Source organism: Rhodococcus sp. IEGM 27 (genome assembly GCF_033142305.1).
Lineage (GTDB): Bacteria > Actinomycetota > Actinomycetes > Mycobacteriales > Mycobacteriaceae > Rhodococcus_F > Rhodococcus_F oxybenzonivorans.
The window spans coordinates 156,122-168,561 of the sequence record NZ_JAWLSG010000003.1; the positions used below are offsets into that span (position 1 = coordinate 156,122).

Consider the following 12,440-nt stretch of genomic DNA (forward strand, 5'->3'; position numbering starts at 1 on the left):
GGTGCCGCTGACTCCTGTCCTCAGCCGGTACTGGGACGACCCCCAGTCCTGGACTCTCGACACTTACCACCGCCACGACGGGTACGAGGCGCTGCGCAAAGCGCTGAAGATGCAGCCGGACGAGGTCATCGACACGATCAAGGACTCGGGACTGCGGGGTCGTGGTGGCGCCGGATTCCCGACCGGGGTGAAGTGGGGTTTCATTCCGCAGGACGACGCCAAACCGCACTATCTGGTGGTCAATGCGGATGAGTCCGAGCCCGGCACCTGCAAGGACATTCCGTTGATGCTGGCCACCCCACATGCACTCGTCGAGGGCGTCATCATCGCCGCGTACGCCATTCGCGCCAGTCACGCCTTCATCTATCTGCGCGGTGAAGTGGTGCCTGTGCTGCGTCGCCTGCAGGCCGCGGTATCCGAGGCGTACGCCGCCGGGTACCTGGGCCGCAACATTCTCGGCAGCGGGTACGACCTCGACCTCGTCGTCCACGCGGGCGCCGGCGCGTACATTTGCGGTGAGGAAACTGCTCAGCTCGATTCTCTGGAAGGCCGTCGCGGACAACCCCGTTTGCGTCCCCCATTCCCCGCTGTGGCCGGGTTGTACGCCTGCCCGACGGTCGTCAACAATGTCGAATCGATCGCGAGCGTGCCGCCGATTCTGCAGAACGGGGTCGAGTGGTTCCGTTCGATGGGCACCGAAAAGTCACCCGGTTTCACTCTTTATTCGCTGTCCGGACACGTCAGCCGGCCCGGGCAGTACGAGGCGCCGCTCGGCATCACGTTGCGGGAGCTCTTGGAATATGCGGGGGGAATGCGCGCCGGGCATCAGTTGAAATTCTGGACCCCGGGTGGTTCGTCGACCCCGATGTTCACCGACGAGCACCTCGACGTTCCGCTCGACTACGAAGGTGTGGGTGCTGCGGGATCGATGCTCGGCACCAAGGCTTTACAGCTGTTCGACGAAACCACCTGTGTGGTGCGCGCGGTGCTGCGCTGGACCGAATTCTATGCCCACGAATCATGCGGTAAGTGCACGCCCTGCCGGGAAGGTACTTACTGGCTGGTGCAGATTTTGCAGCGTCTCGAAAGTGGGGGAGGTTCCGAGACCGACCTCGAGAAGTTGCTCGACATTTCCGACAACATCCTCGGAAAGTCGTTCTGTGCCCTCGGTGACGGAGCGGCAAGCCCGATCATGTCTTCCCTGAAGTACTTCCGGGACGAGTATCTCGCGCACTTCGAACAGGGCGGCTGCCCATTCGATCCGCACCAGTCAACTCTCATGGCAGGAGTTCCCGCGTGACAGCCCAAGTGCCTGCGAGCGCAGCGAGCAAAGACGCACCCCCGGTGAACGAGGTGAGCCTTGTCATCGACGGTGTCGATCTGAGCGTTCCCAAGGGCACGTTGGTAATTCGTGCCGCCGAGCTGGCCGGTATCCAGATTCCGCGATTTTGTGATCACCCGCTGCTCGATCCGGTGGGCGCCTGCCGTCAGTGTCTGGTCGACGTGGAGGGGCAGCGGAAGCCGTTGGCCTCCTGCACGACCACCGTCACCGACGGCATGGTGGTTCGCACTCAGCTCACCTCGGCTGCCGCAGACAAGGCGCAGAAGGGTGTGATGGAGTTGTTGCTGATCAACCATCCGCTCGACTGCCCGGTCTGCGACAAGGGCGGCGAGTGTCCTCTGCAGAATCAGGCCATGTCGAACGGGCGTACGGAGTCTCGTTTCGAAGAAGTCAAACGCACCTTTCCCAAGCCGATTCCGCTGTCCTCGCAGGTGTTGCTGGACCGGGAGCGGTGCGTGCTCTGCGCCCGGTGCACGCGTTTCTCCCAACAGGTTGCCGGCGATCCGTTCATCGAACTTCAGGAGCGGGGTGCGCTACAGCAGGTCGGCATCTATGCCAAGGAACCGTTCGAGTCGTATTTTTCCGGCAACACCGTACAGATTTGTCCGGTCGGTGCGCTGACGGGTGCCGCATACCGGTTCCGGGCGCGTCCGTTCGACCTCGTCTCCAGCCCGAGTGTCTGCGAGCACTGCTCGAGCGGTTGCGCGCAGCGCACCGACCATCGCCGGGGCAAAGTGCTACGACGGCTGGCCGGTGACGATCCGCAGGTCAACGAGGAATGGAACTGTGACAAGGGGCGGTGGGCCTTCACCTACGCCACCGAGCGCGACCGTCTCACTACCCCATTGGTTCGCGATGACACGGGTGCTCTGGTGCCGGCCTCGTGGCCGGAAGCCCTTTCCTTCGCCGCCCGGGGGCTGGCGGCCGCGCGCGGAAATGCGGGGGTTCTCGTCGGCGGGCGAGCCACGGTAGAAGACGCGTACGCCTACGCGAAATTCGCGCGGGTCGCACTCGATTCGAATGACATCGACTTCAGGATCCGCGCGCATTCGGCAGAAGAGGCCGAGTTCCTGGCGGCACGGGTCGCGGGCCGCGGACTGGAAGTGACCTACGACGATCTGGAGAAAGCACCGGCCGTCCTGCTCGTCGCGTTCGAGCCCGAAGAGGAGTCGCCCATCATCTTCTTGCGGCTCCGCAAGGCCGTACGCAGGAGCGGGCACAGCGTGTACTCGATTGCGCCCTTCACCACCCGCAGTCTGACGAAGATGTCGGGCCGGTTGCTGCGTGCGGTGCCGGGAGAGGAGGCGGCGTTGCTCGACGCGCTCGTCTCCCACCCGGAGACGAGACTCGACGAACAGGGCGCGGCACTCGCGGCGGCGTTGCGCCAACCCGGTGCGGTCATCCTGGTCGGTGAGCGCCTGGCGACCGTTCCCGGTGGGCTTTCCGCCGCCGCGCGCCTCGCCGATGCCACGGGAGCTCGCCTGGCGTGGGTGCCGCGGCGGGCCGGTGAACGGGGTGCGGTCGACGCAGGCGTCCTGCCCACACTCCTGCCCGGGGGTCGGCCTCTCGACGATCCGGAGTCCCGTCGACAGGTGGCGGAAATGTGGAACGTGCCCGAACTGCCGTCGACTCCCGGTCGTGGAACAGCAGAGATTCTGGCCGCGGCGGCAGCCGGCACGCTCGGTGCACTGGTGATCGCCGGGGTAGAGGTCAGCGATCTGCCCGATCCGCGGGCCGCCCTGTCGGCCGTCGAGGCGGCGGACTTCGTCGTCAGTCTGGAATTGCGCAGCAGCGAGGTGACCGAACGGGCGGACGTGGTCTTCCCCGTGGCACCAGTGGTGGAGAAACCGGGCACCTTCCTCGACTGGGAGGGCAGGCCGCGCGTGTTCGAGGCGGCTCTGCGCGGGACAGGGGCCATGCCCGACCAACGGGTCCTCGATGCCCTCGCTTCCGAGATGAACATCCGGCTCGGACTGCCTGATGCTGCGGCGGCACGCGCGGAACTGGGGCGGCTCGACCGCTGGGACGGGGAACGACCGGCCGGGCCCGCCTATTCTCCGCGGGCGACGCCCCAGGCCGGACCCGGTGAAGCGGTTCTGGCGAGTTGGCGGATGCTCCTCGATTCCGGACGTCTGCAGGACGGGGAACCCCATCTGGCCGGGACCGCTCGAACACCGGTTGTCCGGTTGTCGGCCGCGTCGGCCGCCGAAATCGGTGCCGCCGAGGGTTCCTCGGTAACCGTGAGCACCGACCGGGGATCGGTCACCCTCCCGCTGGTTGTCACGGATCTGCCCGATCGAGTGGTGTGGCTTCCCCTCAACTCGCCGGAATCCGCAGTCTTCCGGCAACTCGCAGCCCCGATGGGAAGCGTCGTCCGCGTCGCGAACGCCGTCGGTGCCGAGGCGACCCGGTCGTCGCCGATGAATGCGCCCGAGGAGGTCTCGTGACCGTTCTGTCGCTCGACTATCCCGACCCGACGTTGTTCGGCCACGACCCGTGGTGGCTGACCCTCGGGAAGGCCCTCGCCGTCTTCGTGTTCCTCATCCTGACTCCGCTGGTCGCGATCCTCGCCGAGCGCAAGGTCATGGCCCGGATGCAGATGCGGATCGGCCCCAATCGGGTGGGACCCGGCGGCATGCTGCAGAGCCTCGCCGACGGGGTCAAGCTGGCGCTGAAGGAGGGCATCACCCCGAAAGGCGTCGACAAGCCTATTTATCTGCTTGCGCCGATCATCGCCGCGGTGCCCGCGTTCATGGCCTTCGCCGTCATCCCGTTCGGCCCGGAAGTCTCGATCCTCGGCCACCGCACGGCACTTCAGCTGACCGACCTCCCCGTGGCCGTCCTCTACGTCCTGGCGGTCACCTCGGTCGGCGTCTACGGGATCGTCTTGGCCGGGTGGGCGTCGGGCTCCACGTACCCACTGCTCGGTGGGCTGCGCTCGACCGCGCAAGTGATCTCGTACGAGATCGCGATGGCGCTGTCGTTCGCCGCCGTGTTCCTGCATGCGGGCACAATGTCCACGTCGGGGATCGTGGCAGCGCAAGACCGCATCTGGTACGTATTTCTCTTGCTCCCTTCGTTTCTCATCTATGTCACCTCGATGGTGGGTGAGACGAACCGCGCCCCGTTCGACCTGCCCGAGGCCGAGGGCGAACTCGTCGGCGGATTCCACACGGAGTACTCCTCACTGAAATTCGCCATGTTCATGCTCGCCGAATACGTGAACATGGTGACGGTGTCAGCGCTCGCCACCACCTTGTTCCTCGGTGGCTGGCATGCGCCGTGGCCCTTCAACATGTGGGACGGCGCCAATTCGGGCTGGCTGCCCGTGCTGTGGTTCACCCTGAAGGTCTGGGGATTCCTGTTCGTGTTCATCTGGTTGAGGGGCACGCTTCCGCGACTGCGCTACGACCAGTTCATGAACATGGGCTGGAAGATACTGATACCGGTGTCGCTGGTGTGGATCATGATCGTCGCGACGGTGCGGGCCTTCCGCAACGAAGGGTACGACTTTTGGCCGGTCGCTCTCGTCACCGCCGGCGTGATCCTCGGGCTGGTGGTACTCGCCATGTTGTGGAATCGGCTCCGCCGCAGGCAAACCCGTGTACCCGACCGCGATGTGACGCGCCGAGCCGGAGAAGACGTTCCTGCGGCCAGCTCGTTCGACCCCATGGCCGGTGGTTTCCCGGTGCCGCCGTTGCCCGGCCAGCGCTCACCGGTGCCCCCACGCACCCCCGTCACCGTGGGTCGTTCCGCAGGCTCCGCTCGAATGAACAGGGAGGACAGCGATGTCTAAGTTCCTCGACCCCATTGCCGGTTTCGGAGTGACGTTCTCGACGATGTTCAAGAAACCGAATACCGAGTACTACCCGGAGGAGAAGACCCCGACCGCTCCCCGCTACCACGGCCGGCACCAGCTCAACCGTCACCCGGACGGGTTGGAGAAGTGCATCGGGTGCGAACTGTGCGCCTGGGCGTGCCCCGCCGACGCCATCTATGTGGAGGGTGCCGACAACACGGAGTCGGAGCGTTATTCGCCGGGTGAGCGGTACGGCCGGGTATATCAGATCAACTACCTGCGCTGCATCGGTTGTGGGCTCTGCATCGAAGCATGCCCCACACGGGCGTTGACGATGACCAACGAATACGAGATGGCCGACGACAACCGGGCCGATCTCATCTACGACAAGGACCGGCTACTCGCGCCCCTCCAGCCGGACATGACGGCCCCGCCGCACCCGATGGCTCCCGGCACCACCGCGGAGGATTACTACCGCGGCACCGTGACGGCGTCGGCGTCCGCAGACACGCCTGCCGCGGAAGCCGAAGACGACGAACAGCAGGTCGAGGTGAGCGAGACGATCAGGAAAGAAGAGGCGCGGTGGTGACTTCCCTGTCTTCCGCCATCCTGGCCGCGGAGCCCCTCACCCGGACGTCGACGGGGGAGGCCGTCCAATTCTGGATCCTCGGCGCGGTGGTGGTCATCGGTGCTGTCGGAATGGTCATTGCGCCGAAGGCGGTGTACTCGGCCATCTTCCTAGCCATGACGATGATCATCCTGGCCATCTTCTACATCGCCCAGGGCGCATTGTTCCTCGGGGTCGTGCAGGTCGTGGTCTACACCGGCGCCGTCATGATGCTGTTCCTCTTCGTGCTCATGCTCGTGGGCGTCGACTCGTCCGACTCGCTGGTCGAAACGATACGAGGCCAGCGGACCGCCGCGATAGCAGCGGCAATCGGGTTCGGACTCCTCCTGATCGGCGGCCTCGGCAATGCGTCGACGCAGTGGGCGCGCTCGGCCGAAGGGCCCGGCTTCACCGATCTGGAGCAGGCCAACGCCGGCGGGAACGTCGAGGGCCTCGCCGAGCTGATCTTCCTGCAGTACGTATGGGCGTTCGAACTGACCGGTGCATTGCTGATCACCGCAACCATCGGCGCCATGGTGCTGGCGCATCGCGAGCGGTTCGACACCCGTAAGGGGCAGCGCGAGTTGTCGCAGGACCGATTTCGTCGATGGGCGGAACGGACTGTCGGCGACACCCCCGACGCCCACGTCACCCCCCTGCCGAGTCCGGGTGTCTACGCACGGCACAACGCCGTCGACATGCCGGCCCTGCTGCCGGACGGTTCGTATTCACCTCTGTCGGTCAGCCGGGTGCTTCACCAGCGCGGACGTCACCCCATCGGAGCCGTGCCCGAAGAGAACCACGGCGAGGGGATCCCGCCGGCACAGTCCACAGCGTTCGGTGAGGAGGGCACACGATGAACCCGGAAAACTACCTGTATCTGTCCGCCCTGCTGTTCACGATCGGCGCGGCGGGGGTGCTTCTCCGTCGCAACGCCATCGTCGTGTTCATGTGCATCGAGTTGATGCTCAACGCCACCAACCTGGCCTTCGTCACCTTCTCCCGGATGCACGGCAACCTCGACGGGCAAGTCTTCGCGTTCTTCACCATGGTCGTCGCAGCGGCCGAAGTGGTGGTCGGACTGGCGATCATCATGACCATCTTCCGCTCGCGCCGATCGGCCTCGGTCGACGACGCCAACCTGCTGAGGTACTGACATGAGTGGGGGGATTGCGTCTCTGGTCTGGCTGCTGCCCGCACTACCGCTCTTCGGCGCTGCCGTCTTGCTCTTGACAGGCCGCCGCAGCAACAGGTGGGGACACCTGCTCGGGTGCGGGACCGCGCTGGCCGCCTTCGTGCTGGGGCTTGCGCTCTTCGTCGACATGCTGGGCGCGGACGAAGCCGATCGTGCGGTACACCAAAACCTGTTCAGCTGGGTTCCCGTGGCCGGCCTGCAAGTGGACTTCGGACTCCAACTCGACCAGCTGTCCATCTGTTTCGTGCTGCTGATCACCGGCGTCGGTTCGCTGATCCATATCTATTCCATCGGATACATGGCCCACGGCCCCGACCCCGCCGGCCGCACCACCGGCCCCGCGCCTAACCACCTCGGGCACTCCGCCGGCTCCGCGCCCAACCACCTCGGGCACTCCGCCGGCTCCGCGCCTGGTAGACGCCTGTTCTTCGCCTACCTCAATTTGTTCCTCGCCGCGATGCTCCTGCTGGTGCTCGCCGACAATTACCTCGGCCTGTATGTGGGCTGGGAGGGCGTCGGTCTCGCGTCCTATCTGCTCATCGGCTTCTGGCAGTACAAGCCGACGGCAGCGACCGCCGCGAAGAAGGCTTTCGTGGTCAACCGGGTGGGCGACATGGGGTTGGCCGTCGCGATGATGATCATGTTCGCGACCTTCGGCACGATCTCCTTCGCCGGGGTCTTCGGCGGCGCGGAGGCTGCGGGTCAGAACATCACCACAGCAATCGGATTGACGCTTCTCCTCGCCGCCTGCGGCAAGTCGGCGCAGCTGCCGCTGCAATCGTGGCTCGGCGACGCCATGGAGGGACCCACCCCCGTGTCGGCACTCATCCACGCTGCCACCATGGTCACCGCCGGTGTCTACCTCATCGTCCGGTCCGGGCCGATCTTCGACCTGGCCCCCACCGCTCAATTGGCCGTCGTCACCGTCGGAGCCGCCACCCTGCTGTTCGGGGCGATTATCGGATGCGCCAAGGACGACATCAAGAAGGCGCTGGCCGCCTCCACCATGAGTCAAATCGGATACATGGTGCTGGCCGCCGGACTCGGTCCGGCCGGGTACGCATTCGCGATCATGCTGCTGCTGGCCCACGGCTTCTTCAAGGCCGGACTGTTCCTCGGAGCCGGATCGGTGATGCACGCCATGAACGACGAGACCGATATGCGCCGCTACGGAGGACTCCGCAGCGTCATGCCGATCACCTTCGCAACGTTCGGTCTCGGATACCTGGCGATCATCGGAATTCCGCCTTTCGCCGGATTTTTCGCCAAGGACCCGATCATCGAGGTGGCCTTCGCTGCCGGGGGCGTCAAGGGCGTGATCCTCGGGACCGCTGCACTGCTCGGCGCCGGAATCACTGCCTTCTACATGACCCGAGTCATGCTCCTGACGTTCTTCGGGGATCGGCGTTGGGCGGCCGACGCACATCCGCACGAGTCGCCCCGGGTCATGACGATTCCGATGATCGTCCTCGCGGTCGGTTCGGTCGGTTCCGGTGCGGCACTGGCGATCGGGTCGTCGTTGGTGAACTGGCTGGAGCCGGTCGTCGGCGCTCACCACGAGGAAGCGGCGATTCCGGTGTGGATGATGACCGTCCTCATCTTGGTGGTCGTCCTCGCCGGTGTTGCCGCGGCCTATCGGCAATATGCCGCAAGGGAAGTGCCCGACACCGCGCCGGTGGCGGTGTCCCCGCTGACCGTCGCCGCACGCAACGATCTTTACGGTGACACGGTCAACGAGGCGATGGTGATGCGCCCCGGCCAGCACCTGACCCGACTACTGCTGTACTTCGACAACAAGGGCGTCGACGGGGTCGTCAACGGCTTCGCCGCCGCAGTGAGTGGTGGGTCGGGGTTGATCAGGCGCCTGCAGACCGGGTTCGTCCGGTCGTACGCACTGTCAATGTTCACAGGTGCGGCACTTGTGGTCGCCACGATGATGCTGGTGAGGCTGTGGTGAACAACTTTCCCTGGCTGACGGTCCTGTGGCTGCTCCCGATGGTCGGCGCCGGTGTCGTTCTGGCGATACCTGCGCCCAGACGGCACCTCGCCAAGTCGATTGCCCTGGGTGTTTCGGTAGCCGTTCTCATTCTCGCGTGCGGGCTCGCGGCCGGATTCGATGCGGGCGGCGAGCAGTACCAGTTCGTCGAGTCCCATTCGTGGATACCGGCATTCGGTACCGGATACACCCTGGGCCTGGACGGCATCGCGCTTGTGCTGGTGTTGTTGACCGCGGTGCTGGTACCGCTGCTGCTCCTGGCGGGCTGGAACGACGGCCACGACGCCCCCGACTACACGCAGCGGCGGGTGGCCCATACGTACGTGGCGCTGATCCTGATGGTCGAGGCGATGGTGCTCGTGTCGTTCACCGCCCTCGACATCCTGCTCTTCTACGTGTTCTTCGAAGCGATGCTCATCCCGATGTACTTCCTCATCGGGGGCTTCGGCGGGGCACGCCGCTCGTATGCCGCGGTGAAGTTCCTGTTGTACAACCTGTTCGGTGGCCTGATCATGCTCGCCGCAGTGATCGGCCTGTATGTCGTGACCGCCGACGGGGGCACCGGAACTTTCGACTTCAGAGAGGTCCTGGCAGCCGCATCTGCGGGGGAACTCGGTGCCGACCCCGCCGTGCTCAATGCCCTGTTCCTCGGGTTCATGTTCGCCTTCGCCGTCAAGGCGCCGCTGTGGCCGTTCCACTCCTGGCTCCCCGACGCGGCTGTGGAGGCGACACCGGCGAGCGCGGTGCTGATGATGGCCGTCGTCGACAAGGTGGGCACCTTCGCGATGTTGCGGTACTGCCTCCAACTCTTCCCCGAGGCGTCCGCGACGTTCGCGCCACTGATCGCCACGCTGGCGGTCATCGGGATCCTCTACGGTGCGGTGCTGGCCATCGGCCAGACCGACATGATGCGACTGATCGCGTACACGTCGATCTCGCATTTCGGGTTCATCATCCTCGGCATCTTCGCCATGACCAGTCAGGGCCAGGCAGGCTCGACGCTGTACATGGTCAACCACGGAATCTCTACTGCCGCATTGTTCCTCATCGCCGGATTCCTGATCTCCCGCCGCGGCACGCGCCTCATCGACGCCTACGGCGGCGTGCAGAAGGTGGCACCCGTTCTGGCCGGTACCTTCCTCGTCGCCGGCCTCGCGACGCTGTCCCTGCCCGGGCTGGCACCGTTCGTCAGTGAATTCCTCGTCCTCGTCGGCACGTACCCGCGCTACCAGGTTGCCGCCGTATTCGCGGCCGGTGCACTCGTCCTCTCCGCCGTCTACGTGCTGTGGCTGTACCAGCGGATGATGACCGGTCCGATCACCGAGGACAACGAGAAGGTTCCGGACCTCGTGCCCCGTGAACTCGCTGTGGTCGCACCCCTCATCGCTCTCCTGATCATCCTCGGTGTGTATCCCAAGCCCGCCCTGGACGTGATCACCCCCGCCGTCGGTCAGATCCTCACGACGATCGACCGGCAGGACCCGGCGCCCACTGTTCCCACCGACCCCCGCAGCGGCTCCGTAGCGGAGCAGGCACCGGACGGAGGTACTCACCCATGAGTGCTCGTGCATATTGGGTCGGGCGTTCCGACACCTTCCTCGCCCAGAGCCCGGCGCTGCCCACTCCGGACATCGAGTACGGCCAGCTTTCCCCGATGCTCATCGTGTTCGGCGTCGCAGTGGCCGCCGTGCTCGTCGAGGCCTTCCTGCCGCGCCGGGCCCGGTACACGAGTCATCTCGTTCTCAGCCTCGGTGGTCTCGCGGCGGCGTTCGTCGCTGTCGTCCTGCTCGCGGGAACACGGAGCTCCGCGGTCATGGGCGCCGTGATCATCGACGGACCCACCCTGTTTCTGCAGGGAACCATTCTGCTGGTCTCGATTCCGGCAATCCTGCTGATTGCCGAGCGAGGTCTCGACCGGATGCGGATGTCGGCCGGTGTGGCGGTGAGTGCCGGCCGGTCGACTGCCGACGACGACGTGGTGGCGGATGCCTTCGCCCCTCAAGCGGCGGCCCTTCCCGGGAGCGCTGCCGAACGGGAGGCCGAGGAGGCGGGCGCCGCCCAGACCGAGGTCTTCCCCCTCACGCTGCTCGCGATAGGCGGGATGCTGCTCTTTCCGGCCGCGGGCGACCTTCTCACCATGTTCGTCGCCCTGGAGGTGCTGTCGCTGCCGCTGTACCTGCTGTGCGGACTGGCCCGCCGCCGTCGCCTGCTGTCCCAGGAGGCCGCGCTCAAGTATTTCCTCCTCGGCGCCTTCTCCTCGGCGTTCTTTCTCTATGGAGTGGCACTGCTCTACGGCTACGCCGGGACCGTCCGACTGGCGGGAATCGCCGATGCCGTCGCCGACCGTTCCGGTAACGAGGGGCTGGCCCTGATCGGCACCGGACTGCTCGCCGTCGGCTTGTTGTTCAAAATCGGTGCGGTGCCGTTTCATTCGTGGATACCGGACGTTTACCAGGGTGCTCCTACCTCGATCACCGCGTTCATGGCGGCTGCGACCAAGATTGCGGCCTTCGGCGCGATGCTCCGCATTTTCTATGTCGCACTCCCCGGTCTCCGCGACGACTGGCGGCCCATGCTGTGGGTGGTCGCGATCCTCACCATGGTCGTCGGTGCCGTCCTGGCGGTGACTCAGACCGACGTGAAACGCATGCTCGCGTACTCGTCGATTACGCACGCCGGCTTCATCCTCACGGGTCTCATCGCCGCCAATGACGCCGGGTTGTCGTCGACGATGTTCTACCTCCTCGCCTACGGTTTCAGCACCCTGGGCGCCTTCGCGGTGGTCACCCTCGTCCGGGACGCCGACGGAGAGGTCACGGAGATGTCGCGCTGGGCGGGAGTGGGTAGACGTTCACCCCTCGTCGGGGTGGTGTTCGCGATGTTCCTGCTCGCTTTCGCCGGTATCCCCTTGACCAGTGGGTTCGTGGGCAAGTTCGCGGTCTTTCAGGCCGCGATCGAGGGCGGCGCCACCCCGCTGGTGCTCGTCGGCGTGGTGAGCAGCGCCATCGCGGCGTTCTTCTACGTGCGCGTCATCGTGCTGATGTTCTTCTCGGAGCCGGGGGACGACGCGCCCACCGTGGTGATCCCCAGCGTGCTGACCACCGCCGCCGTCACCGTCTCCGTCGTGGTCACCATCGTGCTGGGCATTCTTCCGCAGACGGCGCTCGATATCGCAGAGCAGGCGGCAGTGTTCGTGCGCTGAGCCGGGCCACCGATCCGCCCCGGGAACGTCGGGTGTGTCGGGCTCAGAAAATGGTTCCGAGATTGCCCTGCAACAGGGCCGACACTACGTACAGCACAATGACCAGCGGATAGTACAAGTTCACGGCTGTCACCTCCATGGGAGCCCGTTCGTTCGTGGTCGTGCGACGACCACTGGCTGAGTACCCACTTGCCGCCTGGCATACGAGTGCACTGCATCACGATTCGGTACCCCACACTGCACCGGGAAGGAGGCGTCTCGAGGCCTCGCCGTAACGTGCGAAGGCCGCACCCGAAACG

General features: G+C 65.5%; 9 protein-coding genes. All 9 read left to right on the plus strand.

The features are described from left to right. Position 1: 1 nt before the first annotated feature. The 9 genes from nuoF to nuoN are packed head-to-tail and all read left to right on the plus strand — an operon-like array spanning position 2 to position 12,141. Complete coding sequence (gene nuoF / locus R4P95_RS11640) at positions 2-1,300, plus strand: NADH-quinone oxidoreductase subunit NuoF (RefSeq protein WP_213575608.1); 1,299 nt, start codon at positions 2-4, stop codon at positions 1,298-1,300. Between the two features lie 8 nt (positions 1,301-1,308). Further along, on the plus strand, positions 1,309-3,789 hold the full coding sequence (locus tag R4P95_RS11645; RefSeq protein WP_397517692.1) for an NADH-quinone oxidoreductase subunit G: 2,481 nt from the start codon (positions 1,309-1,311) through the stop codon (positions 3,787-3,789). A gap of 5 nt (positions 3,790-3,794) precedes the next feature. Next, positions 3,795-5,138: an NADH-quinone oxidoreductase subunit NuoH gene (gene nuoH, locus R4P95_RS11650; RefSeq protein WP_397517691.1), complete on the plus strand. Its 1,344-nt coding sequence runs from the start codon at positions 3,795-3,797 to the stop codon at positions 5,136-5,138. After that, positions 5,131-5,730, plus strand: coding sequence for an NADH-quinone oxidoreductase subunit NuoI (gene nuoI, locus R4P95_RS11655; RefSeq protein WP_317744481.1), 600 nt, complete (start codon positions 5,131-5,133; stop codon positions 5,728-5,730). The genes nuoH and nuoI overlap by 8 nt, the downstream gene beginning before the upstream one ends. Further along, a complete protein-coding gene (locus tag R4P95_RS11660; RefSeq protein ID WP_213575611.1) occupies positions 5,724-6,608 on the plus strand; it encodes an NADH-quinone oxidoreductase subunit J in 885 nt (294 codons plus the stop codon). The genes nuoI and R4P95_RS11660 overlap by 7 nt, the downstream gene beginning before the upstream one ends. Further along, complete coding sequence (gene nuoK, locus R4P95_RS11665) at positions 6,605-6,904, plus strand: NADH-quinone oxidoreductase subunit NuoK (RefSeq protein WP_109334483.1); 300 nt, start codon at positions 6,605-6,607, stop codon at positions 6,902-6,904. Before R4P95_RS11660 ends, nuoK begins: the two co-directional genes overlap by 4 nt. 1 nt (position 6,905) lies before the next feature. Continuing rightward, the gene (nuoL, locus tag R4P95_RS11670; RefSeq protein ID WP_213575612.1) at positions 6,906-8,900 is read left to right on the plus strand and encodes an NADH-quinone oxidoreductase subunit L; all 1,995 of its coding nucleotides are present in this window, start codon (positions 6,906-6,908) and stop codon (positions 8,898-8,900) included. Continuing rightward, a complete protein-coding gene (locus tag R4P95_RS11675) occupies positions 8,897-10,498 on the plus strand; it encodes an NADH-quinone oxidoreductase subunit M (RefSeq protein WP_317744479.1) in 1,602 nt (533 codons plus the stop codon). Before nuoL ends, R4P95_RS11675 begins: the two co-directional genes overlap by 4 nt. Next, on the plus strand, positions 10,495-12,141 hold the full coding sequence (nuoN, locus tag R4P95_RS11680) for an NADH-quinone oxidoreductase subunit NuoN (RefSeq protein ID WP_317744478.1): 1,647 nt from the start codon (positions 10,495-10,497) through the stop codon (positions 12,139-12,141). Before R4P95_RS11675 ends, nuoN begins: the two co-directional genes overlap by 4 nt. The last annotated feature ends 299 nt before the right edge of the window (positions 12,142-12,440 follow it).